The sequence below is a fragment of the Ruegeria sp. AB8 genome (genome assembly GCF_056542605.1).
In genome coordinates this window covers 112,443-138,091 of the sequence record NZ_JBQGAB010000006.1, presented here as the reverse complement: position 1 = coordinate 138,091, position 25,649 = coordinate 112,443, and the positions used below count along the sequence as shown (strand labels likewise).

The 25,649-nt window shown below is 56.6% G+C and carries 28 protein-coding genes and 1 other RNA gene; 14 read left to right on the top strand and 15 right to left on the bottom strand.

The window, feature by feature from the left end; all coding sequences use genetic code 11:
- Position 1: 1 nt before the first annotated feature.
- The 9 genes from dxr to ACR0CG_RS08180 all read right to left on the bottom strand — a co-directional run bounded on the left by dxr (position 2) and on the right by ACR0CG_RS08180 (position 7,671).
- Positions 2-1,174, bottom strand: coding sequence for a 1-deoxy-D-xylulose-5-phosphate reductoisomerase (gene dxr, locus ACR0CG_RS08220; protein WP_480524010.1), 1,173 nt, complete (start codon positions 1,172-1,174; stop codon positions 2-4).
- On the bottom strand, positions 1,174-1,956 hold the full coding sequence (locus tag ACR0CG_RS08215) for a phosphatidate cytidylyltransferase (protein WP_480524009.1): 783 nt from the start codon (positions 1,954-1,956) through the stop codon (positions 1,174-1,176). Before ACR0CG_RS08215 ends, dxr begins: the two co-directional genes overlap by 1 nt.
- Positions 1,953-2,684 carry a polyprenyl diphosphate synthase gene (gene uppS, locus ACR0CG_RS08210; protein ID WP_480524007.1) on the bottom strand — a complete coding sequence of 244 codons (732 nt, stop codon included), beginning with the start codon at positions 2,682-2,684 and terminating at the stop codon, positions 1,953-1,955. Before uppS ends, ACR0CG_RS08215 begins: the two co-directional genes overlap by 4 nt.
- 9 nt (positions 2,685-2,693) lie before the next feature.
- On the bottom strand, positions 2,694-3,257 hold the full coding sequence (frr, locus tag ACR0CG_RS08205) for a ribosome recycling factor (protein WP_170618994.1): 564 nt from the start codon (positions 3,255-3,257) through the stop codon (positions 2,694-2,696).
- A gap of 185 nt (positions 3,258-3,442) precedes the next feature.
- A complete protein-coding gene (gene acuI / locus ACR0CG_RS08200; RefSeq protein WP_480524005.1) occupies positions 3,443-4,438 on the bottom strand; it encodes an acryloyl-CoA reductase in 996 nt (331 codons plus the stop codon).
- 95 nt (positions 4,439-4,533) lie between these two features.
- The gene (locus ACR0CG_RS08195) at positions 4,534-5,637 is read right to left on the bottom strand and encodes a dimethylsulfoniopropionate demethylase (RefSeq protein ID WP_480524003.1); all 1,104 of its coding nucleotides are present in this window, start codon (positions 5,635-5,637) and stop codon (positions 4,534-4,536) included.
- The gene (locus ACR0CG_RS08190; RefSeq protein ID WP_480524129.1) at positions 5,638-6,144 is read right to left on the bottom strand and encodes a DinB family protein; all 507 of its coding nucleotides are present in this window, start codon (positions 6,142-6,144) and stop codon (positions 5,638-5,640) included. It lies immediately after the preceding gene.
- Positions 6,144-6,848, bottom strand: coding sequence for a DUF1326 domain-containing protein (locus ACR0CG_RS08185; RefSeq protein WP_480524001.1), 705 nt, complete (start codon positions 6,846-6,848; stop codon positions 6,144-6,146). Before ACR0CG_RS08185 ends, ACR0CG_RS08190 begins: the two co-directional genes overlap by 1 nt.
- 4 nt (positions 6,849-6,852) lie before the next feature.
- Positions 6,853-7,671, bottom strand: coding sequence for a DUF2182 domain-containing protein (locus tag ACR0CG_RS08180; RefSeq protein WP_480523999.1), 819 nt, complete (start codon positions 7,669-7,671; stop codon positions 6,853-6,855).
- 59 nt (positions 7,672-7,730) lie between these two features.
- On the opposite strand from ACR0CG_RS08180, the gene ACR0CG_RS08175 reads away from it, so the two are divergent.
- From ACR0CG_RS08175 to ACR0CG_RS08135, 9 genes are all read left to right on the top strand, one after another.
- Positions 7,731-8,462 carry a FadR/GntR family transcriptional regulator gene (locus ACR0CG_RS08175; RefSeq protein WP_480524128.1) on the top strand — a complete coding sequence of 244 codons (732 nt, stop codon included), beginning with the start codon at positions 7,731-7,733 and terminating at the stop codon, positions 8,460-8,462.
- A gap of 128 nt (positions 8,463-8,590) precedes the next feature.
- Positions 8,591-9,991, top strand: a complete 1,401-nt coding sequence (locus tag ACR0CG_RS08170; protein ID WP_480523997.1) for a selenium-binding protein SBP56-related protein — start codon at positions 8,591-8,593, stop codon at positions 9,989-9,991.
- 13 nt (positions 9,992-10,004) lie between these two features.
- The gene (locus ACR0CG_RS08165; RefSeq protein WP_480523995.1) at positions 10,005-10,655 is read left to right on the top strand and encodes a hypothetical protein; all 651 of its coding nucleotides are present in this window, start codon (positions 10,005-10,007) and stop codon (positions 10,653-10,655) included.
- A gap of 62 nt (positions 10,656-10,717) precedes the next feature.
- A complete protein-coding gene (locus ACR0CG_RS08160; RefSeq protein ID WP_480523993.1) occupies positions 10,718-11,080 on the top strand; it encodes a DUF4345 family protein in 363 nt (120 codons plus the stop codon).
- Between the two features lie 36 nt (positions 11,081-11,116).
- Positions 11,117-11,463, top strand: a transfer-messenger RNA (tmRNA) gene (gene ssrA / locus ACR0CG_RS08155).
- A gap of 93 nt (positions 11,464-11,556) precedes the next feature.
- Complete coding sequence (locus tag ACR0CG_RS08150; RefSeq protein ID WP_480523991.1) at positions 11,557-11,988, top strand: ester cyclase; 432 nt, start codon at positions 11,557-11,559, stop codon at positions 11,986-11,988.
- 127 nt (positions 11,989-12,115) lie between these two features.
- Positions 12,116-12,928, top strand: coding sequence for a chromate resistance protein ChrB domain-containing protein (locus ACR0CG_RS08145; RefSeq protein ID WP_480523989.1), 813 nt, complete (start codon positions 12,116-12,118; stop codon positions 12,926-12,928).
- Positions 12,928-14,181 carry a chromate efflux transporter gene (gene chrA / locus ACR0CG_RS08140; protein WP_480523987.1) on the top strand — a complete coding sequence of 418 codons (1,254 nt, stop codon included), beginning with the start codon at positions 12,928-12,930 and terminating at the stop codon, positions 14,179-14,181. Before ACR0CG_RS08145 ends, chrA begins: the two co-directional genes overlap by 1 nt.
- A gap of 76 nt (positions 14,182-14,257) precedes the next feature.
- Positions 14,258-14,716, top strand: coding sequence for an SspB family protein (locus tag ACR0CG_RS08135; RefSeq protein ID WP_321253078.1), 459 nt, complete (start codon positions 14,258-14,260; stop codon positions 14,714-14,716).
- Positions 14,717-14,755: 39 nt separating this feature from the next.
- On the opposite strand, the gene ACR0CG_RS08130 is transcribed toward ACR0CG_RS08135, so the two are convergent.
- Positions 14,756-15,319 carry a hypothetical protein gene (locus ACR0CG_RS08130; RefSeq protein WP_480523985.1) on the bottom strand — a complete coding sequence of 188 codons (564 nt, stop codon included), beginning with the start codon at positions 15,317-15,319 and terminating at the stop codon, positions 14,756-14,758.
- Between the two features lie 207 nt (positions 15,320-15,526).
- Here ACR0CG_RS08130 and fumC point away from each other — a divergent pair, with 207 nt between their 5' ends.
- The 4 genes from fumC to ACR0CG_RS08110 are packed head-to-tail and all read left to right on the top strand — an operon-like array spanning position 15,527 to position 17,976.
- Positions 15,527-16,921 carry a class II fumarate hydratase gene (gene fumC / locus ACR0CG_RS08125; protein ID WP_480523983.1) on the top strand — a complete coding sequence of 465 codons (1,395 nt, stop codon included), beginning with the start codon at positions 15,527-15,529 and terminating at the stop codon, positions 16,919-16,921.
- A complete protein-coding gene (locus tag ACR0CG_RS08120) occupies positions 16,921-17,097 on the top strand; it encodes a DUF4169 family protein (protein ID WP_480523981.1) in 177 nt (58 codons plus the stop codon). Before fumC ends, ACR0CG_RS08120 begins: the two co-directional genes overlap by 1 nt.
- Positions 17,094-17,315, top strand: coding sequence for a ribbon-helix-helix domain-containing protein (locus ACR0CG_RS08115; protein WP_480523979.1), 222 nt, complete (start codon positions 17,094-17,096; stop codon positions 17,313-17,315). The genes ACR0CG_RS08120 and ACR0CG_RS08115 overlap by 4 nt, the downstream gene beginning before the upstream one ends.
- Before the next feature lie 58 nt (positions 17,316-17,373).
- Positions 17,374-17,976: a DNA-3-methyladenine glycosylase I gene (locus ACR0CG_RS08110; protein ID WP_480523977.1), complete on the top strand. Its 603-nt coding sequence runs from the start codon at positions 17,374-17,376 to the stop codon at positions 17,974-17,976.
- 7 nt (positions 17,977-17,983) lie between these two features.
- Here the strand turns inward: ACR0CG_RS08110 and ACR0CG_RS08105 are convergent, their stop codons facing one another.
- The 4 genes from ACR0CG_RS08105 to ACR0CG_RS08090 all read right to left on the bottom strand — a co-directional run bounded on the left by ACR0CG_RS08105 (position 17,984) and on the right by ACR0CG_RS08090 (position 22,302).
- Positions 17,984-18,865, bottom strand: a complete 882-nt coding sequence (locus tag ACR0CG_RS08105; protein WP_480523975.1) for a fructose bisphosphate aldolase — start codon at positions 18,863-18,865, stop codon at positions 17,984-17,986.
- 72 nt (positions 18,866-18,937) lie between these two features.
- A complete protein-coding gene (locus ACR0CG_RS08100; protein WP_480523973.1) occupies positions 18,938-20,287 on the bottom strand; it encodes a cytochrome P450 in 1,350 nt (449 codons plus the stop codon).
- Positions 20,284-21,486, bottom strand: a complete 1,203-nt coding sequence (locus ACR0CG_RS08095; RefSeq protein WP_480523972.1) for a hypothetical protein — start codon at positions 21,484-21,486, stop codon at positions 20,284-20,286. The genes ACR0CG_RS08100 and ACR0CG_RS08095 overlap by 4 nt, the downstream gene beginning before the upstream one ends.
- A gap of 63 nt (positions 21,487-21,549) precedes the next feature.
- Positions 21,550-22,302 (bottom strand): cytochrome c biogenesis CcdA family protein, encoded by a 753-nt coding sequence (locus ACR0CG_RS08090; RefSeq protein ID WP_480523970.1) that lies wholly within the window; start codon positions 22,300-22,302, stop codon positions 21,550-21,552.
- Between the two features lie 105 nt (positions 22,303-22,407).
- Here ACR0CG_RS08090 and ACR0CG_RS08085 point away from each other — a divergent pair, with 105 nt between their 5' ends.
- Positions 22,408-22,641, top strand: a complete 234-nt coding sequence (locus ACR0CG_RS08085; protein WP_170676984.1) for a sulfurtransferase TusA family protein — start codon at positions 22,408-22,410, stop codon at positions 22,639-22,641.
- Between the two features lie 53 nt (positions 22,642-22,694).
- Here the strand turns inward: ACR0CG_RS08085 and ACR0CG_RS08080 are convergent, their stop codons facing one another.
- Positions 22,695-25,520, bottom strand: a complete 2,826-nt coding sequence (locus ACR0CG_RS08080; protein ID WP_480523968.1) for an Rne/Rng family ribonuclease — start codon at positions 25,518-25,520, stop codon at positions 22,695-22,697.
- Between the last annotated feature and the right edge of the window lie 129 nt (positions 25,521-25,649).

Here is a 25,649-nt window from a genome sequence, read left to right as displayed (position 1 = left end):
TTTATCCTGCTCGTTGGAGTATGGCTTCATCGACCCATTGACGTGCCAGATGGTCCGTTTTTTGCACATTATCAAGGGTCATAGGGGCATCAATAAGGCCATCTTCTGTATCAAATCTGTCCAGAACCGCTGCAATGGTATCGCCCATCTCAAGAAATCCGATGTCCTTGGCGATAAATCTGTCCAGAGCACGTTCTTTGGCCGCGTTAAAGACGGCACCGGAAAGACCCCCACGGGCCATCACCTCGCGCGCCAGCCGCAACGCGGGGTACCGCGATTCGTCAGGGTCCTGAAACCGAAGCTGCCCAAGCCGTGCCAGGTTCAGACGGTCGACCGGCAGGCTCCGCCTTTCGGGCCAGTGCAGAGCGTAGCCAATGGCATGGCGCATATCCGGTGCACCCATATGGGCCATGACAGCGCCGTCACTGAATCCGACCAATGCATGTACAATCGATTCCGGGTGGATCAGAACTTCGATCTGGTCCGGGTCTATTCCAAAGAATTCTTTCGTTTCAATTACCTCCAGCGCCTTATTGAACATTGATGCGCTGTCGATGGTAATCCGTTGACCCATGTTCCAATTGGGGTGACTCGACGCTTGCTCTACCGTCGCGAGGGCCAGATCCGACAAGGGCCAATCACGAAACGCCCCGCCGCTGGCGGTAATGATCACCCGTTCGACGGTCTCAATGTTTTCTCCGACCAGCGCCTGAAACACGGCCGAATGTTCACTGTCCACAGGCAGCAGGCGCGCGTTGTTTTTGCGCGCAGTCTCCAGAACCAGAGAACCAGCACACACCAGCGTCTCTTTGTTTGCCAAGGCCAGCGTCGCTCCTTGTTTCAGGGCTTCTATGCCCGGAGTTAACCCGGCTGCGCCCACAATGGCTGACATTACCCAGTCGGCCGGGCGGGATGCAGCCTCGGCCAGTGCTTTTTCGCCTGCCGCGACCGCAACCCCGCTGCCGGAAAGGGCGTCCCGCAAATCCTCAAGCCGGTCCTCATAGGCGGTCACGGCCAAATCAGCGCCGAGCCTGCGCGCATCTTCGGCCAGCTGTCGGATGTTTGCCCCGCCCGTCATCGCAACAACATCGTAGGACGAAGGATTCCGGGCGATCAGGTCAATGGTGTTTTGACCGATGGACCCGGTCGCGCCAAAAATTGAGATCTTGCGCATTACATAACCCCGGGGGCGTAGAACAACCCTGCGATCAACACGAACAAGGCAGCCCCCATCATTCCATCGAACCGGTCAAGAAAACCGCCATGCCCGGGTATCAGGTTGGAGCTGTCCTTGACGCCAAACCTTCGTTTGACCGCGCTTTCCACGATATCCCCGGCCTGACTGGCCATCGACGCCAGCACCGAAATCAGCACAAACAACACACCAAACCCGGCCTGCATCGCGACAACACCGCCAACGATGGCTGCGGCAACCCAACCGCCGGCCGTACCGGACCAAGTCTTCTTCGGGCTTACCTTGGGCCAAAACTTAGGTCCGCCAAACGTTTTGCCAACAAAATACCCTGCAACATCTGTTGCGACGACAACGGCGATCAGCCAGACCATCCAGCCAAAACCCATGGTTTCACGGATCGAGATGAAACCCAGACCAGCAGCAGCGATCCAGAAGGCAAACGCGGCATAAAGCCCTTTTGCCCGACTGATCTGCCCTGCCCCGACCAGCGCAGGTGCCAGCAAAAACGGCAACGTGTAAAGCGCAGGCAGGTGATAGCTGAGGACGACGGCAACCCCGGTCAATATCCCCAACTGAACCGCCAGACCAGTTTGACCCGGATCAATCATGCGGACCAGTTCCCAGGTCATGATGGCGCAGGCCGCAGCGATGAATGCTTCGAACCACAATCCGCCAAGCCATACTTCCACTGCACCGATAGCAACCAGAACAGCTGCCGACAGTACTCGGGCCGTCAGGTCAGACCATCGACCGTCGCTCATGCGAGAACTGCGCCAAAGCGGCGCTCACGCGAGCCAAAGTTCCGACACAAATGTTCAAGTTCAGCTGCTGTGAAATCCGGCCAAAGCGTGTCGATGAACTCATATTCGGAATAGGCTGACTGCCACAGAAGAAAGTTCGAAATTCGCGCTTCGCCGCTGGTGCGAATAACAAGATCGGGATCAGGAAGAACATGCGTATCCAAATATCTTGGAAGCGTTTCTTCATCCACATCTTCGGGGCGCAACCGGCCCGCTGCCACGTCGCACGCCAGACGTTGCGTCGCCCGGGCAACTTCATCCCGCCCGCCGTAGTTCAAGGCAACCGTGAGATGGACCAAGTCATTGTCTCTGGTTTCTTCCTCAAGCGAGTCCATCAGTCTGGTCAGCTTGGAATCCAGACGTACCCTGTCTCCGATAAAGCGGACACGAATACCGTTTTCCTTCAGCGTTCGTGTTTCTTTGATTATGTATCGGCGAAACAGGCTCATCAGTCCGGCGACTTCAACCTGTGTTCGCTTCCAGTTCTCTGTCGAAAAGGCGAATACTGTCAGATACTTGACGCCAAGACCGGGGCAAGCTTCGACCACCTCGCGAACACGCCGCGCACCTGCGTGATGTCCATACAGCCTAGGCCGGCCACGTGCTTGTGCCCAACGACCATTGCCATCCATAATGATGGCGACATGGCGCGGTCCGGCGGCGATAGGAGTGCGGGGATCGTTGGGCATTCTTCCGGCTCAGACCTGCATAATTTCTGCCTGTTTGGTCTCTAGTGCGGTATCAACCGATTTAATCATTTCATCGGTCAGATCCTGCACCTCGGTCTCCCAGAATTTCTGGTCGTCTTCAGACATGCCGTCGGACTTGGCCTTCTTGATCTGGTCCATGCCATCCCGGCGCACGTTTCGAATGGAAATCCGTGCGCTTTCAGCGTACTGCCCTGCAACCTTGCCCAGTTCGCGACGACGCTCTTCGTTCAACTCGGGGATCGGCAGCATGATGATTGTACCGTTCAGTTGAGGATTAATTCCCAACCCACTCTCCCGAATGGCTTTTTCCACTTTGCCGACAAGGGACTTGTCCCACACGTTAACGGTGACCATCCGGGGTTCGGGCACGTTGACGGTGCCAACCTGGTTGATCGGGGTCAGCGAACCATAGGCATCAACCATGATCGGCTCCAGCATCGACGCTGATGCGCGGCCAGTCCGCAGGGATGCAAATTCGGTTTTAAGGTTGGCCATTGCGCCGTCCATGCGGCGTTTCAGATCATCAGTGTCCAGTTCAAAATCGTCAGACATGCTGCTCACTCCCCGTTTTCAGGTACTGTTGGAATGGGTCTTAAGCCATCGCAAATGGGATGTATAGCAATGATGAGCCGGAATTGCGCCAATGACCAGAGGTGTTTCCGGCATTTTTGAGGTGTTTCCTCGGCAAAAGAACCGGCCAGCATTGGCGCTGGCCGGTTAGAAAATCAACGGGTGCGTCACGCGTTTACATCAACGACAACACGGCCCTGAACCTGTCCTTGAAGAATATCCGCGCCAAGTTTGGGCAAATCGCTTAGGGATGCAGGCTGTACCATGGCGTCCAATTTTTCCATGGGCAGATCTGTCGCGATACGTTTCCACGCGCGCACCCTGTTGTCATAAGGCTGCATCACGCTGTCGATGCCCAACAGGTTGACGCCACGCAGCAGAAACGGGATGACCGTCGCAGGCAGGGCAGCCCCACCGGCCAGACCAACCGCGGCAACCGATGCGCCATATTTCATCTGTCCGAGAACCCGGGCCAGCATCGCACCGCCTACCGCATCGATACAGCCCGCCCAGGTCTCGCTTTCCAGCGGGCGTTTTGTGGTCTCGTTCAGATCCTCGCGCGGAACGATCGTGGTCGCGCCCAGAGATTTCAGATAATCGGCAGCTTCCGCGCGCCCTGTTACTGCGGCAACTTCATAGCCCAGATTGGCCAGTATCGCAGTTGCCACGGACCCAACGCCGCCGGCCGCGCCTGTGACCAGTACAGGACCGTGGCCCGGCTGCAGGCCATGGTCCTCCAGCGCCATGACCGCAAGCATGGCAGTGAAACCAGCTGTTCCCACAGCCATCGCCTGCCGCGCGTCCAACCCATCGGGCAAGGGAACCAGCCAGTCGGCCAGTGCGTTGGCTTTCTGCGAATAGCCGCCCCAATGGGCCTCACCGACGCGCCAACCGGTCAGAACCACTTTGTCGCCCGGTTTGTATCTGTTGTCCGAAGACGTCTCGACCGTTCCTGCGTAGTCGATGCCTGGAATATGTGGATAGCTGCGGACCAGCCCGCCGCCTTTGGCCGACAAGCACAGACCGTCCTTGTAATTTACGGTCGAGTATTCGACGGCGACTGTAACCTCGCCATGGGGCAGATCATCAATCGACAGTTCTTTGATCGACGCACTGGCCAACCCGCTTTCTTCGTCTTTCTCCATTACCAATGCATTGAACATCGTGCTTTCCTTTCCTTTTCACAGCCAGGATATCGCATTTACCTGGTTAGATTATTCGGGGTGGAGTGCCGTGACGAGGGGATAGCCCCTGCCCGTCAGGCCCAGAATTTGGCCTGAACAACCGCCTTGCGCATGCCCCGTGAAGTTTGAATTTCCAGTTCCGTACCCGCAGCCCAATGGCTGGCGTGTACCATTCCGATTGCAACGTTTGTTCCGAAATCCGGCGACCAGACGGCCGATGTGACCTGACCGACCCGGTTCCCTTCACAGAAGGCTGGCCAGGCCCGGTCGCACGGGGGAACTGGATCGCCGTCAATCGCGACCGGCCGGATCTGCTGTTTGGGACCCTTCTCGGAGGCCTTCACCAGAGCGTCCCGGCCCACACATTCCGTCACGACGTCCGTATTGCAGAACTTGCCCAACCCGCATTCATGCGGGGTGTTTTCGTGGGTCATGTCGTTACCATAAGACAAAAGCCCGCCTTCGATGCGTTCAATCAGGTTTGGGCAACCGGCGCGCACATGCAGAACTTCCCCGGCTTTGAAAAGGGCGTTCCATAGCGGCATACCGATATCACTGCCGTCTACATAAACCTCGAACCCGCCCTGTTTCGAATATCCGGACCGCGCGATGACAAGGTCGCGCCCTTGAAACTGGAACAGGCCGAACCGGAAAAACCGGATGTCGCGGATCCCGTCCCCGAAAACACGCGCCATCAATTCATCGGACTTCGGGCCTTGAATCGCCAGAGGCGATACATCCGGTTCCCAAGCCTGAACATCCAGTGCAAGCCCATTCGCCAAGCCATTGACCCAGAACAACAAGTCACTGTCCGCTATCGAGATCCAAAAGCGGTCTTCGGACAATTTCAGCGCGACGGGGTCGTTCAGCATCCCTCCGGCCTGGTTCACGATCGGAACATAGTAGCACTGACCGGTCACCATTCCGCTCAGATCACGCGGGGTAAGCATCTGCAGCAGGCGCGCCGCATCAGGACCGCGAACCTCGATCTGACGCTCGCAAGAAACATCCCAAACCTGAACGTGGGTCTTGAGATGGCGGCAATCCGCTTCAAGCGACTCGAACACCGTCGGCAACAACATCCTGTTGTAAACCGTGTACGCTTTGACACCAGCTTCCTCGACACCTTCGGAAAAAGGTGTTCGGCGCAGTCGGCGTGACGGTGAAATCAGGGCCATTCAGGCACCCTCCGGCAGAAAGACCAGATCACTGACCGGCGCGGATGAGCCGGCTTCCGTCAACATCTTGTGCAACTGTCCCCGATGATGGGTCTGGTGATTGAACATGTGGATGACGCATTGCGCGTAAGGCTTTGTGACATCAGCTTCTTTTGCGGCTGAAAACCAGGTAAAGTCTCCGGTCAAGACGTCGTCACCCAACTCGTCGGCCCATTTGGCAATACGGACATCAACAGTCTCACGAAGCGGTAGCCAATCGGACAGACCAGCGCAAACAGATTTGCTTTCCGGGATCCCGCCACCCGGACCCGTTCCCTTGTCAAAGCGCGAAATCCAGATCCAGTCACCCCACAAAAGATGGTTGGCCGTTCCCATGATCGAGCCAAAGAACGCACCACGCTCACGCATCAGTTCTTCTTGTGGCAGCGCTTGCAGAAACCCTTTTAACTGGTTGTTCTGCCAGCTATTGTATCTGGCCATTTGACGCGCATAGCCACCTGTAATCATCATTTGGGCCCATTCCAGTCGATGGGGCAGATTTCAGCGGACTTGCCACCAAAATCCCAGACCCGGCCATAATCGCGAACCTTTGATTTGTTTCCCTTCGCGACAATGATGTCCGGTCCCATCCAATACTTCGAGTTGGAGACCATCACCGGATGCTCGGGGTCCCTGCCTGCCAGCATTTCAATTTCACCCTGAATCTTCCGGCCGATCATGATGCGACGTTTGGTACCGTCCCGCTCGATCTCGACCGGAGCACGCTCGGCCCCGATGATTTCACTGACCAGCATGGTAAAAAGCCCGGTCGTTCCGCCGGCCTGCCCGCTGAATATCTGAAGCAAGCCGTTATACGCCTTGCCGCTGGCGCGTTCGTCCACATACGCGGCCACTTTCCACTGGCCTTCCCCCATACGGCCGGGAATATCGACCAGCAATCCCACGTTCAGGCCCGACAGGTCCTCACCTTCATAGTGCCCCTCGTCAATGATGATACCCATCCAGGCATGGCAGTGACCCTCGGTCGGGGGGTGCGCGCCCAGAGAGACCACGCAGGGGCAAAACACATCGCAGGAGCAATTCAGGATCAGTTCACCCTTGATGGACCAGTCCGTCGGGCTCATCTCGCGGCGTTTGGGATTCGGCATGCGACTGTCGATCCGCTGGCTGATCGGAAGCTTGTCGGATTCCTTTTTTCTGTTTTTAGCCATAAGCTTACCCTCCGTATGTGATAGGATATACGAGCAGAAGAAGACCACCCGCGATCAATGCCAACCCCAGCGGTCGTGTGACCGCGTGACCGATCTGGGGTAGTTTTTCCAAAACCATGAACAGGGTCGCCAGACCCATCCACACCAGGCTCATGACACCGCCGACAAACCCCAGCACCATGAAGCCCCAGCAACAGCCGACACAAAATGCGCCCAGCCCAAGCCCCATCCGCAGACCACCCAAGAAACCGGTCTTCCAGTGGCCCAGGAAGTACGTCATCGGGGCGTGACACACACCATGACACACCTCTTTGGCGCGGCTGAACTGAAAAGCGCCCACAACGATCATAAGTCCAGCGGCGAGATAAACGGATTTGGCGATACCGAGCATGTCGACAATGCCGCCAAAAAGCAGTGTAAGCTGAACGGCGGCGATAAAGGCGGCAAATCCGACCCAGACCAAAAAGTACCCGGCCAAAACACCGACCCAACCGGCACGCGTTCCATTGGCACTACGGATAAGATCATCGTAACTGCGCAGCGTCGGAACCAAAGTCGGCAGCATCATGGCCGCCATCATGATAGCCCACATCCAGAACAGCGGACCGAATTCCGCCATGGGCATGTACATGTCCATGCGCGGGTCCATCACGCGCATCGCCTCGCCCATCGGACCCGGACGCCCGATCAGATCGAGGTCCATGTCGCGGCTCATCGAGAACATCATCCACCACGCCCAGAGGATCGTGATGTAGAAACTCAGCCAAAGACCGCTGCGTAAAACTGCGCGACTCACTCGCTCCTCCCGACTCAGTCCTTGCATTTCAAATGTCAGACTTTTAAATGTCAGACAAATAAAAACTGAGTTTTAGCGTGTCGGACATGGAAGTTGATCCCAAAAAACCGGCTGACTTGTCGGCACAGATCGCTCAGGCCATTCGCGACGCCATTGTCTCGGGTGAGTTGATTGTCGATGCGCGCCTGCCGTCCGAGGCCGAGTTGTCGGAACAGTTTAAGGTCTCGCGGCCGACCGTGCGCGAGGCGCTCAAAAGGCTCGCCGCGCAATCTCTTATCCGAACCCAGCGTGGCGCTTCGGGTGGTGCTTTTGTCAACAAACTGAGCTTTGAGGACGCCTATTCGCAGCAAGTCACCACCTCGACCCTGTTGCTGTCAATGAATGCTGTCAGTTTCGACATCGCCTGCGAAGCCCGTTACGCGCTCGAGCGGGCCTGCGCCGCCCTTTCGGCAGAGCGACACACCCCGAATCATCTGGCCACGATGCGGGCCGAAATCTATCGTCAGTCACAACCCGGGCTGACGGATGAAGCTTTTTGTGCCTCGGATGTTGCCTTTCATCGCGCTTTGGTCGACGCCGCAGGCAATCCGGTTTTGTCCTACCAGCTGGCGGGTGCGGTCGAAGCGATGCAGCCGCTGATGAACATGATCACCTTCTCCGCCCGGTCCCGGGAAGAGATCATTGCGCTGCACAACCTGATCGCCGATTCGATTGAGGCGCGGGATGCAGTGGCGGTGGACCGAACGCTCGTTGAACTGGAAACCTATACGAGGCAACTGGCCCACGACGTGGCTGAACGCCGACGCAACCCAGCCTGATTTCGCATCAGATAAAGCTTGACGGAGGAGGCAGACGAAAACGACACTCGGGCAGGCAGCATGACAGCCGGCATGAAGACCGGATCTCTCAATGCAAATTGAATTACAATTACTTACGGGAGGACGTTATGAACCAAAGACCGGACCCAACCTTTTACCCATCCGCCAAGCTGGCGATGGAGGGCCCAACGGAAACTCTGGCCTTCACGCTGATGCTCAGCCCCGACTTTTCGCAACCGGATGGTCTGGCTGTCGTTAACGTCGATCCGACTTCGGCGGATTACGGAAAAATCGTTCATCAGGTGATCATGCCCGAAAAGGGTGACGAGTTTCACCATTTCGGCTGGAACGCCTGCTCATCATCGCTGTCGCCGCTCAGCGGCCATGCATTTCTAGAACGCCGCTATCTGATCATTCCCGGCATACGGTCCAGCCGCATTTACATCATCGATGTCAAAAACCCGCTGGAAGCGAAGATTCACAAGATCATCGAACCCGAGGAAGTTTTTGCCAAGACGGGATATTCCCGGCCTCATACCATTCACTGCGGCCCCGAAGGCATCTACGTCAGCACATTGGGTGGCGGTGGCAAAGACGGCACAGACGGCCCGCCGGGTATCTTCATCATGGATTGCGAAAGCTTCGAGATCATAGGCCGATATGAAATCGAACGCGGGGTTCAGGACAAACACTATGACTTCTGGTGGAACCTGCCGCGTGATTACATGGTCAGTTCCGAATGGGCACTGCCGCCGCAGTTTGAAAACGGGATCGTGGCCGAGGATCTGCTGTCGAACAAGTACGGCCACCGCATCCATTTCTGGAACCTGCGCAGCCGCACGAATATCCAAACCATCGATCTGGGCGAAAACCATCAGATGGCGTTGGAAATCCGCCCGGCGCATGATCCGGTCAAGCAACACGGTTTCTGTGGCGTTGTGGTGGATACCACTAATCTTCAAGGTGCCATCTTCACCTGGTGGCGCAATGATGACGGAACGTTCGAAGCCAAGAAAACCATCACAATCGATCCGCAACCCGCTGATCCCGATGATCTTCCCGATCTTCTCAAGGGGTTTTCGGCCGTTCCGCCTCTGGTCACGGATATCGATCTGAGTCTGGACGACAAGTACCTTTATGTTGCCTGTTGGGGCACCGGTGAGATGCATCAATACGATGTGTCGGACCCGATGAACCCGACCCTGGCCGGCAAGGTCGAGATTGGCGGGATCGTCAAAAAGACCAAGCATCCCAACGGCAATGACTTTGGTTACGGACCGCAGATGGTTGAGATCAGCCGGGATGGCAAACGCGTCTACTGGACCAACTCGCTTTACTCCACCTGGGATGATCAGTTCTATCCGGGCGAACGCGGCGCAGCCATGGTCAAGGCCGATGTCGGTGACAATGGCGGCCTGACACTGGACCCGAAGTTCTGGGTCGACTTCCCTAAGGGCTATCGCAGCCACCAGATCCGGCTAGAAGGCGGCGACTGTTCGACGGACAGTTTCTGCTACCCGTCCGTCTGATTTGGAGTTCCTGATGACATCAACGGCCGGCCTGTGGCTGGCCGTTGTGCTTAGCGGCGCATATCACGGCCTGAACCCCGGCATGGGCTGGCCACTGGCTGTTTCAGCGGCATTGATGGAGCAGAAGCAATCGGCCCTTTGGCGGGCGCTGACTGCCTTGGCTGGGGGGCACTTTCTCGCCATGCTCGGGGTCTTGCTGCCGTTCGCGCTGATGGCGGTTTTAGTGGATTACCAGCGCGAAATTAGGATCGGCGCAGCCCTGATTGTTATCACTATGGGCCTTTACATCGCGATTGTCCGTCGCCACCCCCGCGCCCTCTCCCGTGTTCCTCCAGGAAAGCTGGCATTGTGGTCATTTCTTGTCGCTCTAGCCCATGGCGCCGCGCTGATGCTGGTTCCAATCTATCTGGGACTTTGCAATCTGGATGAGCTGGACGCCGGGCATCGTGCGGTTTCCGAGATCATGACGACCAACGGTCTTCTGGTTCTGGCCGTTGCCGCGCTTCACACAGCGGCGATGGTTTTGGGCGGAGGCATTCTGGCCTATGCCGTCTATCGCTGGTTGGGACTGCAATTCTTGTCACGCAGTTGGTTCAACCTCGAACTCATCTGGGCGCTTAGTCTTATCCTTGTGGGGATACTGGGACTGTTGTCGGCAATTTAGGTTCTTTCCTTTGCGAACATGCGCATTACTCTCCCTTTCAACAAAAACGACATGAGACCGGAATGACACCGATCCTGAATACGCTTGCCGCGATACTGACATTCGGCTTTGGCCTTTTCGGCTTTCTGGCTCCGGCCTGGACTGCGGCTTCACTGGATTTAGCCCCAACAAACAGCACCATGGGCCTGAGCGAGATGCGCGCTTCGGTTGGCGGATTGTTCGTAGTCACCGGCCTTGCTGTTTTGTGGTTCAATAGCCCAATGGCCTACACGATGCTTGGCGTGGTCTATGCCGGCGCGGCATTGGGCCGGTTCGTATCGATTGCACTGGACAACCCGCCACTGGCCAAGGCGATGGTTTTCGGCGGAATCGAACTGGCGTTGGCAATCTGGCTGATCCTGGCGAACATGAATAAATCAGTTTAATATTTTGAAAAGAAACAATTACGTCAGTTAAATTCTGGATTTGCATCCGATCGGAACGTCACCTATATATGAAGGGTCCTTCGGGACTATGGACATAAACGCGCTCGTAATAAGCGGATCGGACCCGGGGGCGGTACCCGGCGGCTCCACCAATATCCTTCGTTTGGGGAACATGGGGCCGAAACAGGATCGACGAACGTCTAAAGGGGTTAGCTTTGTCTCGGCTGTCTGCCACCGTTATCGGCGAAAATAGTACAATTGCAAACGACAATCGTGCTCCGGTTGCAGTTGCTGCGTAAGCAGTAGCAAGACCGAAACTTAAGCCCTTGCGCCTAGCAGCGTAAGGCGGGGTTCGCAGGTACCTGGCAACAGAAACCTGCATTTCAATGCAATTTGTCCGGTCAGAAACACGCTCTTGTTCAGGGATTGTTCATTCCTTTTTGCCATCGTCACTTCCATCAGAAGGGAGAGCGGCGATGTCACATTCCAAATTGCTCAGGCAGTGGTATTCAGAGGTTTGGGAAAACGGCAACACAGAAGCCATCGGACAGTTCTTTGCCCCCGACACGCTGGCCGAGGGGTTGATCCCGGAAATGCAGGTCGGCGCTGACGATTTCCGTGATCTGGTGACCGCATTCCGGCACATCCTTGGCGACATAAAAGTCGACCTGCCGAAGATAATCGAAGACGGTGATTGGGTTTCTGCCATTGTCCATTTGCAGACGACCCGCGCCGACAATGGCGCACCGCTGCAGGCAAGCGGAAGCGTCATCGCGCGTATCAAGGACGGATGCATGGTCGAGGCTTATAATCAGTTCGACTTTATTTCTTTTTTTGAACAGCTTGGACAGTTTCCCGAAGATACCCTGCCCGTCTGCATGACCGGACAACGACTGGACTGGGCCTGACAAAAACCTGCGACCTTGACCATGAAAGCCGTTCCACGTTAGCAAAGGGTATGGGGTAACATTGCGAACGCCCCGTGAGGCGTCAGCCCAAGTTTCGCATGTATCCGAACGCGACAGGAGACATGCCATGGCTGCGCCAAATTCCATCACCCCCAAACAACTGCTGCGACTGATCGGAACACCGACAGCGCCGGTTTTGGTGGATATCTGCCTCGAGGAAGACTTTGCGGCGGACCCGGTCTTGATTCCGGGTTCAGTACGGCATTCCGCGTCAGACATGCAGGGCCTGATGGCGACGATCGATGGGCGCTCCAGTGTAATCATTTGCCAAAAAGGCAAAAAGCTGAGCCAGGGCGTAGTTTCGTGGCTGCGCGGCGAAGGACAACAGGCCGAGTTTCTGCAGGGCGGTATACAGGCCTGGCGCGATACGCCCGGGGCGTCAAGCGTCCCCTACTCCGCTATTCCGACCCTGGTTGACAATCGGACGCTTTGGGTGACCCGACACAGGCCCAAAATAGACCGCATCGCATGCCCTTGGTTGATCCGGCGTTTTGTCGACCCCAATGCGCGTTTTTTGTTTGTCGCGCCTTCGGAAGTGAAGGAAGCCGCCAGAATATTCGGTACCACTCCATTTGATATTGAAAACACGGTCTGGGGCCATGACGGGGACAAATGCACCTTTGACACTATGCTGGACAAGTTCGACCTTCACACGCCCGCGCTTGACCGGATGGCGACTGTTGTCCGGGCGGCGGACACAGACCGTCACGATCTCGCACCCGAGGCGGCCGGTCTGCTCGCTCTGTCCGTTGGCCTGTCCCGCCAATACAGGGATGATCATGAGAACCTGTCGGCGGGCCTTGCTCTGTATGATGCGCTGTACCGCTGGGCCCGGGACGGGTATGAAGAAGGCCATAATTGGCCCGGCGAGCAAAAATAATGACACCCGACTATTCCGAATTGATCCGGGTTTTCGGCCGGATTGGGCTGCTGTCGTTTGGTGGTCCCGCAGCGCAGATTTCACTGATGCATCAGGAACTGGTCGAACGCAGACCATGGCTGGACGAACAAAGCTATCTGCGCGCTCTGTCCTTATGCATGTTGCTACCAGGGCCCGAGGCGATGCAGCTTGCAACCTATGCCGGCTGGCGCCTGCGCAGTGTGCCTGGCGGATTGATCGCGGGTGGCCTTTTCGTCATACCCGGCGCCATCATCATTGCGGTTCTGGTTGGTCTTTACGCCGCCTTCGGAGAACTTCCGGTTGTACAGGCCGGGTTTCTGGGCATCAAGGCGACTGTAATCGTCATCGTCCTGCAGGCTTTGCGAAACCTGTCGCGAAAAGCCCTTTCCGATGCCGAACATCGCATCCTTGCATTGCTGGGCTTTCTGGCAATTTTTGCACTTAACCTGCCGTTTCCACTTATCATATTTGCAGCCGCTCTCTGGGGCTTCGCGACCTTCAAAGGTCAGCACCCTTCGACACCCGCGCCAGCATCCCCGACCATGTCCCGTCCGATCAGAACTGCGGTGATTTGGCTGACCCTCTGGCTTGGGCCCTTGGCTGTTCTGACCCTGACGGGGCAGCAACTGCTCAGCGATCTGGGGTGGTTCTTTGCGCGCCTCGCGGTTGTCACATTTGGTGGTGCCTATGCCGTTCTGGCATACATGACGCAAACAGTCGTCGACACATATCAATGGATCAGCACGGATCAGATGATCGATGCGCTTGGGTTGGCTGAAACGACACCGGGCCCACTGATTTTGGTGACACAATTCGTGGCCATGTTGACGGGTCAGTTGTCTGGGGGCGCATCCATGGCTATCGCGGCGGGTGCCGTGGCCCTTTGGGCCACGTTTGTTCCCTGCTTTCTGTGGATTTTTCTTGCCGCGCCGTTCCTGGATCACCTGGCAGCCCGCCCGCGCCTGTCTGCGGCTCTGCACGGGATTACCGCTGCGGTTGTGGGGGTGATTCTCAAACTATCCTTGTGGTTCGCCCTCAATGTTCTATTTGGACAAGTTCCGAAAAAAACTCTGGGTCCTGTATCAATTCCCGTACCCGATATTTCGACTTTGGACGTCGCTGCATTGATTCTGACGCTAGCTGCCGGAGTGTTGATTTTCCGCCTAAAAATCGGGATGGTTCCGACTTTGGGTCTGATGGCCTGCGCCGGAATTTTACTGAACCTCCTATGAACAATCAGGTGTAACGCGGCCTTTCGTTTCCTTTGAAATCCCCTATGCTAGACGCTACCACTTTTGAGGATGACACATGTCGCAAGACATCGACTATGGAAACCTGATGCACACCGCCATGCGCGGTCTGATCAAAACGGTTTTGACCGGCGTTTCGGAACATGGACTGCCAGGTGCGCACCACTTTTTCATCACCTTCGATACCCGGCATGATGGTGTTGAACTGGCCGATTGGTTGCGCCAACGCTATCCGCAGGAAATGACGATCGTCATGCAGCATTGGTTCGAAAACCTTGAAGTGGGCGATGCGGGGTTTTCCATCACTTTGAATTTTGGTGATGCGCCTGAACCGCTTTATATTCCGTACACGGCCATCAAGACTTTTGTTGATCCCTCAGTCGAATTCGGGCTGCGTTTCGAAAGTCCGGAAGACGAGGAAGAAACGGACGAAGATATCGAAGAAATCATCGAGGTCGAAGAACCGGATGAGCCGCATGACGCGGATGTGGTTTCCCTGGACAGTTTCCGGAAATAACCAAGCTTCCGCGTGCAACAGACCCCGCCTTGGGCGGGGTTATTCTTTTTTCAGAAACGTTTCCACCGAACGGGATTTAACCCCATCGCGAAACCGCGAAAACGACAGGTTCAAACCGCCTTCGGCCAGGGTTCGGTCAAATTGCTGCAATTCGTACCCACCGGTTTCCGAGATAAATAGGGAAAACACCGTCAGCGTTTCACCATCAATACGCCCCCAGACAAATGGCTCTCCTTTCATTGGGTCCAGGGGAACCTCGTGCCCAAACACGTTGCGTTTCATCGCAGCAGAAAACACGTCTGGCCGGTCCGACGGCTGAAAGTCGATCGAGAATTTCTGTTCCTTGATCCGCCCATCTGCTTTGTAGGTGGTCGTCGTCCAACTCACATTGAAGCCGTTGTCGGTTTCGTGAATTGAAACGCTCATGTCTCTGGGCGTCTCGCTCCCGTCTTCGTCCACGAGATTGGCTGACCCAGTATAATCACCCAAAAACGGCGCGATGCTGGACGCCTGCACCGGATGACTGGAAACAAGCACCCACGCAAATGCACACATCACTATTGCGACAAGTGTCGGGGAAAATGTCGTGCGGAAAACGTGCATCAGATCCTCCATCGCAATAATGCTTATATTGTAGCTCAGCATGACGCGGGCACAATGGGACGGATGCGCCCGTCGACAACAAAATTGTCGCTGCTCTCTGCCTATACCTTTGTCACCCTTGAGTTTAAGGTGCGCGCAACTGGCCGATTGCGTTGCAACCCGCTTGGCGCTAAACGGCATACAATTGCATACACGACGGAGTGACAGATGTCTCAGACCCGCACCGAATCCGACAGTTTTGGCCCGTTGGAAGTGCCCGCTGACAAGTACTGGGGCGCTCAGACTCAGCGTTCGATCATGAACTTCCCGATCGGGTGGGAAAAGCAGCCGGTTGCCATCGTTCGCGCGCTGGGTGTGATCAAAAAAGCTTGCGCGATGCAGAACAAGGCCACCGGCAAGCTGGAAGCAAAAATTGCGGATGCGGTCATTCAGGCGGCCGGAGAAGTGATCGAGGGCAAGTTTGATGACAACTTCCCTCTGGTCGTTTGGCAAACCGGATCCGGCACCCAGTCGAACATGAACTCGAACGAGGTCATCGCGAACCGCGCCATCGAGATTCTGGGTGGCGTTATCGGTTCGAAAGAGCCCGTACATCCGAACGATCACTGCAACATGGGGCAGTCATCCAACGATACCTTCCCCACTGCGATGCACATCGCAACAGCAATGAGTGTACGTGATGTTCTGCTGCCGGGCCTTGAAAAACTGGCTTCCGCGCTTGAGCAGAAGGCCGAGGAATTCAAGGACATCATAAAGATCGGACGCACGCATACGCAGGATGCGACGCCCCTGACCCTGGGTCAGGAGTTTGGCGGGTACGCCCATCAGGTTCGTCAGGGAATTGCCCGTGTGCATGCCGCAATGCCCGGCATTTATGAATTGGCGCAAGGTGGTACCGCTGTTGGTACCGGTCTGAACACACAGCACGGTTGGGACCAGGCGGTTGCCGCAAACATGGCCGAAATCACCGGCCTGCCTTTTGTCACGGCACCCAACAAATTCGAGGCACTGGCCGCGCATGACGCGATGGTGTTCCTGTCGGGGGCTTTGGCCACGATTGCCGGTAGTTGCTACAAGATCGCCAACGACATCCGCTTTCTGGGCTCCGGTCCCCGGTCGGGGCTGGGCGAACTGATCCTGCCGGAAAACGAACCGGGTTCATCGATCATGCCGGGCAAGGTAAACCCGACCCAGGCCGAGGCGCTGACGCAGGTGGCCGCCCATGTCATGGGTAACGACGCCGCGATCAAGTTCGCTGGCAGCCAGGGTCATTTCGAGCTGAACGTCTACAACCCGATGATGTCCTACAATCTGTTGCAATCCATTCAATTGCTCGGCGACGCCGCTGACAGCTTTACCGAACGGATGCTGCTGGGCATAAAGGCCAATGAGTCGCGCATCGAAAAGCTGATGACGGAATCGCTGATGCTAGTCACTGCGCTTGCGCCGACTATCGGTTATGACAACGCCACAACCGTTGCCAAAACTGCCCACAAGAACGGCACCACCCTCAAGGAAGAAGCCATCGCACTAGGCTTTGTGGATGAGGCCACTTTCGACGCTGTGGTACGCCCCGAACAGATGATTGGCCCGAAAGATTGATGGGCAAGCCGGTAAATTTGAACCGGTACCGAAAACAGAAAGCGCGGGCTGAAAAGAAGGCCCGCGCAGATCAAAACGCTATGGCTTTTGGACAGACCAAGGCCGAGAAAGAGGTTGTCAGACTTCGACAAGACAAACAGAAGCGTGACCTCGACAATCACGAGCTGAAGGAATGAGTGGCCGCCCCGTCAAACGCTCGCTGACCCTTCAGGGACACCGCACTTCGGTTTCTTTGGAAGACGAATTCTGGCGCGCGTTCCGTGACATCGCACAGGAAAAAGATAAGCCGATCAATTCTTTGGCGGCTGAAATTGATGCGGTCCGCGATCCTGAAACAGGATTGGCTTCCGCCATTCGAGTCTTTGTTCTGAACTGGTATCGCAACCGGGATTGAGGCTTGTAAAGGTCTGGCAGCCAAGTGTACCTTGAATTGGAACAAAATAGGTACAGACATGAGCAAAACGATCACCGGGCCTGACGGTCAACCGCGCTGTGCCTGGTGTCAGGCCGCGCCGGAGTTCTTTGACTATCATGATCGGGAATGGGGCTATCCGGTCTCAGACGACCAGCGTCTATTCGAAAAGTTGTGCCTTGAGAGCTTTCAGTCGGGACTGAGTTGGCGAACCATCCTGTCAAAGCGCGAACATTTTCGGGAAGCGTTTTGCGGCTTTGATTTCAACAGGATGGCAGAGTTTACTGAAGCAGACGTTGAACGCCTTTTGCAGAATGCGGGCATCATCCGGCACCGCGGCAAAATCGAAGCTGTCATCAACAACGCCCGCCGCGCTCAGGAACTGATAAGGGTTGAGGGTTCTCTGGCCGCATATGTCTGGCGGTATGAGGCTGAAACTCCCCCACCGCCTCAAACAGCGTCGACATCACCGGAATCGGTCGCAATGTCGAAGGACCTGAAGAAGCGCGGATGGAAGTTCGTGGGGCCCACCACCGTTTTCGCGTTCATGCAGGCCATGGGGTTGGTCAACGATCACGCCGAAGGCTGCATCATGCGTGAAAAAGCGGCGCAAATGCGCCGCGATTTCAAAGTTCCGATTTAAGAATAAGTCAGACCGAAGCCTGATAGATCTTGTCGATGTTACCGCCCAGGGCCGCGTTGAATTCGGCATCGGACTGCTGTTTTGAAAGACCTTCGGTCAGCGCGCGCGAGAAGGAAGCGATCATCTTTCCGTTTTGATTCAACAGGTCGCAGGCCTGTTTTGTGGAATAGCCGCCTGACAGGGCCACAACCCGCAGAACGCGCGGGTGATCTGCCACTTCGTCATACAGATTGGCCTCGCTTGGGATCGTCAGCTTCAGCATGACGTCCTGGCCCTCGGCCAACTGGCCCAGGTTCTTGAGGATCTCGGCTTTCAGGATGCTCTCAGCCTCGGCCTTGGTTTCAGAATGGATGTTCACCTCGGGTTCGACAATCGGGACCATGCCCGCGCTGATCACCTCGCGTGCGACGTCAAACTGTTGAGCCACAACAGCGGCAATACCTTCTGCGTTGGCCTCGTGAATGACCGAGCGTTCTTTTGTTCCAAAGACACCATCGGCCTTGGCCAGCGTTTCTGCCAGACCGGGGATCGGTTTCATCATCTGAACGCCGTTGGCCTGATCCTCCAGTCCCTTGTCGATTTTCAGAAATGGAACGATGCCCTTGGCCGACCACAGAAAATCGGCGACTTTGCGGCCTTCGATTTCCTCGTTCAGGGTGCGTTCGAACAGGATAGCGCCAATCACCTTAGCTTTGGTGAAGTCGTCTGCCAGAATGATGCGTGCGCGCATCTTCTGGATTTCTCCGAACATCTCTTCTTCCGAGGTGTAGTCCGAGGCTTCAACACCATAAAGCGCCAGCGCCTTGGGTGTAGAACCGCCGCTTTGATCCAGTGCCGCGATGAAGCCTGCACCGTCGGACATTTGCGCGCGCTGTTCTGCTTTGGACATATCTGTTTCCCGTTCAATAATGATTCCGTGTTTTCCATCGCATACAACAAGGCGTTGACCGATGGTAGTTTGTTAGCGCTCAACCAGCCGCAGCCATATCCCGTCTTTCGAGCGTACCGTCAGATGCGCGACCGGAACAGGATCGCGTCCGGTCACTGGCTCAAACCGATAGTGCTTTAGCAGCATCGACAGGATCAGCGGCCCTTCAATCATCGCGAACCCTGCCCCGGTACAAACCCGCGATCCGGCGGAGAAGGGAATGAAGGCGTGCCGCTGGCAGGTCTTGCCGTTTTCCGTCTCCCACCGCGCTGGATCAAAGGCATCCGGGTTTTCCCACAGGCGCTCATGACGGTGCAAATGCCACGGGCTGATAACAATTTGCGACCCCTGCGGGACATCCCGATCTCTGAAACGCTCGGGACAGGTGGCTTCTCGCACCATCATGGGCACGGGTGGATAAAGGCGCAGGGTCTCGCGAAACACACTGCGACTGAGCTTCAAGCCTGAAACAGCGGCGAATGAAGGATCGTCCAATGCCGTCGCCTCTGCCGCGACCCTATCCTGCCATTCCGGATACAGCGCCATCAGGTAAAGTGCCCAGGCCAGTGCCGAGGCGCTGGTTTCGTGCCCGGCCAGAAAGAAGATGGCCACCTGGTCGATCATCTCCTGCGTCCCGAAACAACACCCTGTTTCCGGGTCCGGCCTGGTCATGATCTTGGTTGCAAGGTCATCGGGTGCTTTCCCCAGGGCTATTGCCTCCGCCCGCTCGTCCGTGAGGCGCGCAATCAGGTCCCTGATTTCCCGCGCTGTCCTTCGGGTCTTGCGGGAATGAAACCGGGGCACCCAGCTAGGGACAGGTACAAAGGCCGCAAGGTTTAGCAGCGGTTGTTCCCGCTGAAAGGTGCGAAACTTGTCAAACACCTGTGTCGCCACGGTGTGTTCGATCGGAACCGAGAACAAAGTACGAAAGATAACATCTGCGGCCGCGTGGCTGGTGATTTCTTCGCATTCGATGTCCTGGCCGACGCGCGTTCGCAGTCGGTCAACACTGGCCTGCGCCGCTGCATACATGGCCGGAAACGTATCCTTCAACCGCCCCCCCTCAAACGCCGGATCAATGATGCGGCGTTGGCGTTTCCAGGTTTCGCCATTGGTCAGGAAAACGGAGTCGCCCAGCAGCGGGCGCAATCCCTCGCTGATCCGGCCGGATTTCGGAAAATCGTCGGGGCGTTGTTTCAGCACCAAATCAATGAGTTCAGGCTGATTGATCATGTAAGACCGAAAGAACAGCGTCCTGAACTCGGCCATCCAGGCCCGATACAAGCGTTGCGGTTGTGCCGAGAGGATATCCTGACGAAAGAGCTTCAGATAGCGCCACAAAGACACCTTGTCGGGACGAGAGACGGGTTTTGGTGGGGTCACGAGTGCACCGACGTGTAACCTGACACCGCCTCTTCGATCCGCGAACGCGATGGTGCCCGGTTGCGAAACCGTTCCCCCAATGTCAGTGGCCCGGCAGTGATACGGAAATAGTCATAATCGCCGGGCTCGTCGAAGGCGCAGAGATATTGAAAATGCAGTCGAAAAAACCGCCAGCGTAATGCCTGCCAACGGTCTGCTGAAAGGGTTTGCGTGAACGCAGCAGACAGAACCAAAGGCCAACGCTTATCAGATCCGGCGACGCCGCTGACGCACACAGGATCGCACAAGGCAAATGCGCAGCCGTCGCCTGGGGCCGAGACATCGATCCAAGTCAGGTCTGTCCTGGACGACATGAATTGTAGATCACTGCGCAACTGATGGGCATCGGGCAGAAAGGACACCATAGGGACCACCTGCCCCAATGTCAGAAAGGATAACACAGGTCCGTCTTCGGACACGGGTTCTGACCGCAATAGGTCAGCCAGAACCGATACGCCCAGATGCGCGCCCGAGCTGTGCCCGACCACCAGAACCTCGTCCACTTCTGTTTCCATAGCTTGCCCGATCAGTTCAACAAACTGGCGCATTCGAGATTGCATTTCCGGGGACACACCGCCCCGTTCGCGCGAGGAATAGGCGTAGTCATGCATCAGGTAATAGGCAAACAGCCGGTTATCGATTTTTCGAAACCAGCGCAGCAATACAAGCGCCACCAAAAGCCCCGCTGCCAGACCGGGCCAACCCAGCAAGGTAAAACCGGCCCAGACCACGCCAAAAGCCGCCATCAGTTGCGCCAGCAACATGCCCACCGGGTAAAGAGCTGCAATTACCGGGCCTTTGCGCAAGCGCATCAGACGCCCAATTGCCCCCGTGGAAACGTAAATCCAGACCGTCCGCGCCAATTGAAGGTAAGTCGCGGCTATCGAGGTATCCATGCTGCCGCGGACAATGTCTGACCAAACCAGAACTTCAAAATCGGTGTCGACCGCGACCCCGTCCTGACATGAGGAAACATGCCAGCCAAATGGACCACCATTCGTCCGGGCCGACAACGAAATGTCATAGTCGGAAATTTCACCCTGTGCGCGCCCTTCCTTACGATAAAGCTCGCGGTATCGGCGCGGGTGAATGGGATCATATCCCGGAATGTAGAACACCCGGCGCTTGCGCACCTGCGACTGGTTTTTCTGACTGATCATGCTCGTACCTTCTGCGACGCAGGTTAGCGCAGCATTACGGCCAAGGTAAGATGGATCGGAAAATCAGCCCAGCGTTGCCAGCGCAGGAAAGGTTTCCAGCAGCCACCAGCTGAACTCGGTGAAAAGGCCGGTTATCAACATGATACCGACAAACAGAAGAAGCCCGCCCATCGCCTTTTCTATCGTACCCATGTAGGGCTTGATGCGGTTCATGACCGACATTGACCGGTTCAGGAACATAGCGGCCAGCAGGAACGGAATTCCAAGCCCTGCGGCGTATATACCCAGCAGGAATGTTCCCCGGGCCACCGAAGCCTCGGACGCGGCCAGCGACAGAATAGCCCCCAATTGCGGTCCGATACAGGGCGTCCAGCCGAATGCAAACGCAAGGCCCAGAATGTAGGCTCCGAACACGGACCCGCTGGAATCGCCGGTTTCCATGCGCGCCTCGCGGTCGAGGATCGGAATGCGGAATACGTTCAGAAAGTGAAGCCCGAACACGATGACAACCGCGCCAGACAACTTGGCGAACAGTACCTGATTGGTCAGAACAAAGGCGCCAAAAGCGGAAGCTGTGAAGCCCAACAGCAAAAACACCGTCGACAGGCCCAGGACAAAAAACAGGGCCGCCAGCGTTGCCTTGCGGCGGGCTTTGGTTTCATCCTGCATCTCGTTGATGGTCACACCACTCATATACGCCAGATACGGCGGAACGATCGGTAAAACGCAGGGTGACAGAAAACTGATCAACCCGCCGATCATGGCGATGAACATGGCAGGCAAAAGTCCCGCGTCGATGATTTCAATTCCGAACATGAAACAGCACATAGGGTATGAAACCGGCGGCGTCACGAGGCCATTCGGTCACATCCTCGTGCTTGCCTGCTGGACACCGTGACAAAGTGGAAATATCTGAACGATATGTCTGAACCGACCGAAACCCTTGATGCCTTGGGGCTGTTGTGCCCGTTGCCCGTGCTCAAAGCGCGCAAACGTCTGAAATCCATGCCGGCGGGTGCTGTGTTACGCATGTTGGCCGACGATCCCGCTGCAATTATCGATGTCCCCCATTTCTGTGCGGAAAGCGGGCACAGCCTGCTGTCGCAGGAGGAAATCGACGGACACCAAGTTTATCTGATCCGGAAATCGGCCTGAATTTGAACTCACGCCGTAAATGAAAAAGGCGGGCCTTGCGCCCGCCTTCCGTATTATTGGCCCAACGACCACCATCCGCGCCGCTTGGGCTTTGGTGGCTGGGCGGGTTCACGTTCTTCGACCACGGTTTCCAGAACAGGTTCCGGAGTTTCCTCGGCAGCTTGCACGGGCTCCTCAACAACGGGTTCAGAGACGTCCTGTGCTGCGACCGGTTCAGCCTCCGGCTCCTCCGGAACGGCAGGTTCCTCTTGCGCTGTTTCGTCCACCTGCGGTTCTGAAGTTCCTTCTTCCGCGCCCGACTCAGGTTCAGCCGCAGCAGTCTCCACTTTTTCCTCAGCTTCCTGCGGCTCATCCGCAGTATCTTCCGAAACCGGTTGATCAGCTTGAGCCTCGGGTGCCTCTACTGGTGCTTCTGCAGCAACCTCGGCCTCGGCTTCTTTCTTGCGGCGACGAGGTGCGCGACGTTTCTTGGGCTTGGGCTCCGGCTTTTCACTTTCATCCTCACCCTCGGACACACTTGCATCCTGGGTTTCGACATCAGCAGCCGCAACCTCAGTTGTTTCCGTTGGTGCATCGTTGTCATCAGACGCCGCCTCTTGGGTGTCCGATACTCCGTTGTTCTTTTTCCGGCGACGGCGGCGGCGCTTGCGTTTTGGCTTGCTTTCGTCTTCGGCCTGCACCGTTTCTTCTTCCGGCTGATCTTCATCTGTTGCATCGACCAGATCCATCAGTGACGCATCAACGGAAACGACAGGTGCGGTTGCCTCGGGAACGATCCGGCTGGCGGTCTTGAATTTCTCCAACGAGAAATCCGGGCTAACCAGATGCACATCGCCTTCGATGCGAACCGACAGCCCATAACGCGATTCAATCTGGGCGATATGTTCGCGTTTCTGGTTCATCAGGAAGTTTGCGATGCTGACCGGGCAACGAACCAACACCTCACGCGAACGGCGGCGGGTGCCTTCTTCTTCAATCTGACGCAGAATGGTCAGCGCCATGTTGTCGTCCGAGCGGATCAGTCCCGTACCATGGCAGGCCGGGCAAGGTTGCGTTGTCGCCTCCAGCATACCCGGACGCAGCCGCTGACGGCTCATCTCCAACAGACCAAAGCCCGAGATTCGGCCAACCTGAATGCGGGCCCGATCTGTCTTCAGCTTCTCTTTCAGACGCTTTTCGACAGAGGCGTTGTTCTTCCGCTCGTCCATGTCGATGAAGTCGATCACGATCAGACCGGCCAAATCGCGCAGACGCAACTGGCGCGCCACCTCTTCGGCAGCTTCAAGGTTCGTCTTGAGAGCGGTTTCCTCGATCGAGCCTTCCTTGGTGGCGCGACCCGAGTTCACGTCAATCGCAACCAGCGCTTCGGTGACGCCAATGACGATGTAACCACCCGATTTCAGCTGCACGGTCGGGTTGAACATCCCCGCCAGGTAGCTTTCAACCTGGTAGCGCGCGAATAGCGGCAGCGCGTCTTCATACCGTCTCACGTTTTTGGCGTGCGACGGCATAATCATCTTCATGAAGTCCTTGGCGATGCGATATCCGCCCTCGCCTTCGACCAGAACCTCATCGATATCGCGATTATAGAGGTCACGGATCGAGCGTTTGATCAGGTCGCCTTCTTCGTAAATCTTCGCAGGCGCGATGGATTGAAGTGTCAGTTCCCGGATCTGTTCCCACAGGCGCTGGAGGTATTCATAGTCGCGTTTGATTTCGGATTTGGTTCGCTTGGCGCCCGCGGTACGGATGATCAGGCCCGCCCCCGTCGGCACGTCGATTTCCGCCGCGATTTCCTTCAGCTTCTTACGGTCTGGCGCATTGGTGATCTTGCGGCTTATCCCTCCGCCACGGGCGGTGTTTGGCATCAGTACGCAGTAGCGCCCGGCCAGAGACAGATACGTGGTCAGAGCGGCACCCTTGTTGCCCCGTTCTTCCTTGACGACCTGAACCAGCAGAACCTGGCGAACCTTGATGACTTCCTGAATCTTATACCGACGCGGGCGCGGTTTGCGCGGCGGGCGGATATCTTCGCTGTCATCTTCATCCGCCACGGACTCGATCGTTTCATCTTTGGTGGAGGCATCCAGCAAAGCTTCGGAATCATCCGCGTCCTCGGCGCCTGCCCTGTCGTCCTCGGCGTCGTCCTCGACCGCCTCTTCAAGCTCGGAAGCTACGGCCTCTGCCTCGCCAGCCACTTCTTCAGATGCAGCGGCTTCCGATCCATCTTCCGGCTCGGCCTCAGTTGGTTCTTCCCGGTCTGCTGTGTCGACGGTTTCGGCCTCAGCTTCCTGCTCGGCATCCTCAGCCGCGCCTTCCGCCTCCTCGGGTGCGTCAGCATCGTCAACGGGTTCTTCAACCGGGGTTTCGCCAACAAGCTCAACCGGAGAGGTTCCTTCGGGAACGGACAGATCAGCCGCCTCTTCACCTTCATCCAGATCGATCGTTTCCATACCCGTGGGTTCGGACGAAACCTCGATGCTCTCGACGGCATCGTCGGATTTCACATCCGCCGCCTTGGTCCGCGAACGGGACCGGCGCTTTTTGGGCCTGGATTCTTCGGCTTCGTCCCGCGCTTTCATCGCTTCGGCGTAGGCGCGTTCCTCTTCCATCAGCGCTTCGCGGTCGGCGACAGGGATCTGATAGTAATCCGGGTGGATCTCGGAAAACGCCAGAAAACCGTGTCGGTTTCCGCCGTAGTCCACAAACGCCGCCTGAAGCGACGGTTCAACCCGTGTTACTTTTGCAAGATAGATGTTGCCGGCAAGCTGACGTTTGTTTTCGGATTCAAAATCGAATTCCTCGACCTTGTTTCCGTCGACCACCACGACGCGGGTTTCCTCCGCGTGGGTGGCATCGATAAGCATTTTCTTAGCCATTTGTCCTTGGTGCACCGCGCCAAACGCGTTGTCCTTACCCGTCCGGGGGGACAGGCGCTTTTGGGGTGGTGTCTTGTCAGGGCGATATCGGACGGCGCGCGGCAGGGTCTGGCGCTTTGGCCCCCTGCC

Bases quoted from the DNA above. Each gene is read 5' to 3' on its own strand.
- dxr (WP_480524010.1), bottom strand. From the start codon at position 1,174: ATGCGCAAGATCTCAATTTTTGGCGCGACCGGGTCCATCGGTCAAAAC.
- ACR0CG_RS08215 (WP_480524009.1), bottom strand. From the start codon at position 1,956: ATGAGCGACGGTCGATGGTCTGACCTGACGGCCCGAGTACTGTCGGCA.
- uppS (WP_480524007.1), bottom strand. From the start codon at position 2,684: ATGCCCAACGATCCCCGCACTCCTATCGCCGCCGGACCGCGCCATGTC.
- frr (WP_170618994.1), bottom strand. From the start codon at position 3,257: ATGTCTGACGATTTTGAACTGGACACTGATGATCTGAAACGCCGCATG.
- acuI (WP_480524005.1), bottom strand. From the start codon at position 4,438: ATGTTCAATGCATTGGTAATGGAGAAAGACGAAGAAAGCGGGTTGGCC.
- ACR0CG_RS08195 (WP_480524003.1), bottom strand. From the start codon at position 5,637: ATGGCCCTGATTTCACCGTCACGCCGACTGCGCCGAACACCTTTTTCC.
- ACR0CG_RS08190 (WP_480524129.1), bottom strand. From the start codon at position 6,144: ATGATTACAGGTGGCTATGCGCGTCAAATGGCCAGATACAATAGCTGG.
- ACR0CG_RS08185 (WP_480524001.1), bottom strand. From the start codon at position 6,848: ATGGCTAAAAACAGAAAAAAGGAATCCGACAAGCTTCCGATCAGCCAG.
- ACR0CG_RS08180 (WP_480523999.1), bottom strand. From the start codon at position 7,671: ATGCAAGGACTGAGTCGGGAGGAGCGAGTGAGTCGCGCAGTTTTACGC.
- ACR0CG_RS08175 (WP_480524128.1), top strand. From the start codon at position 7,731: ATGGAAGTTGATCCCAAAAAACCGGCTGACTTGTCGGCACAGATCGCT.
- ACR0CG_RS08170 (WP_480523997.1), top strand. From the start codon at position 8,591: ATGAACCAAAGACCGGACCCAACCTTTTACCCATCCGCCAAGCTGGCG.
- ACR0CG_RS08165 (WP_480523995.1), top strand. From the start codon at position 10,005: ATGACATCAACGGCCGGCCTGTGGCTGGCCGTTGTGCTTAGCGGCGCA.
- ACR0CG_RS08160 (WP_480523993.1), top strand. From the start codon at position 10,718: ATGACACCGATCCTGAATACGCTTGCCGCGATACTGACATTCGGCTTT.
- ACR0CG_RS08150 (WP_480523991.1), top strand. From the start codon at position 11,557: ATGTCACATTCCAAATTGCTCAGGCAGTGGTATTCAGAGGTTTGGGAA.
- ACR0CG_RS08145 (WP_480523989.1), top strand. From the start codon at position 12,116: ATGGCTGCGCCAAATTCCATCACCCCCAAACAACTGCTGCGACTGATC.
- chrA (WP_480523987.1), top strand. From the start codon at position 12,928: ATGACACCCGACTATTCCGAATTGATCCGGGTTTTCGGCCGGATTGGG.
- ACR0CG_RS08135 (WP_321253078.1), top strand. From the start codon at position 14,258: ATGTCGCAAGACATCGACTATGGAAACCTGATGCACACCGCCATGCGC.
- ACR0CG_RS08130 (WP_480523985.1), bottom strand. From the start codon at position 15,319: ATGCACGTTTTCCGCACGACATTTTCCCCGACACTTGTCGCAATAGTG.
- fumC (WP_480523983.1), top strand. From the start codon at position 15,527: ATGTCTCAGACCCGCACCGAATCCGACAGTTTTGGCCCGTTGGAAGTG.
- ACR0CG_RS08120 (WP_480523981.1), top strand. From the start codon at position 16,921: ATGGGCAAGCCGGTAAATTTGAACCGGTACCGAAAACAGAAAGCGCGG.
- ACR0CG_RS08115 (WP_480523979.1), top strand. From the start codon at position 17,094: ATGAGTGGCCGCCCCGTCAAACGCTCGCTGACCCTTCAGGGACACCGC.
- ACR0CG_RS08110 (WP_480523977.1), top strand. From the start codon at position 17,374: ATGAGCAAAACGATCACCGGGCCTGACGGTCAACCGCGCTGTGCCTGG.
- ACR0CG_RS08105 (WP_480523975.1), bottom strand. From the start codon at position 18,865: ATGTCCAAAGCAGAACAGCGCGCGCAAATGTCCGACGGTGCAGGCTTC.
- ACR0CG_RS08095 (WP_480523972.1), bottom strand. From the start codon at position 21,486: ATGATCAGTCAGAAAAACCAGTCGCAGGTGCGCAAGCGCCGGGTGTTC.
- ACR0CG_RS08090 (WP_480523970.1), bottom strand. From the start codon at position 22,302: ATGTTCGGAATTGAAATCATCGACGCGGGACTTTTGCCTGCCATGTTC.
- ACR0CG_RS08085 (WP_170676984.1), top strand. From the start codon at position 22,408: ATGTCTGAACCGACCGAAACCCTTGATGCCTTGGGGCTGTTGTGCCCG.
- ACR0CG_RS08080 (WP_480523968.1), bottom strand. From the start codon at position 25,520: ATGGCTAAGAAAATGCTTATCGATGCCACCCACGCGGAGGAAACCCGC.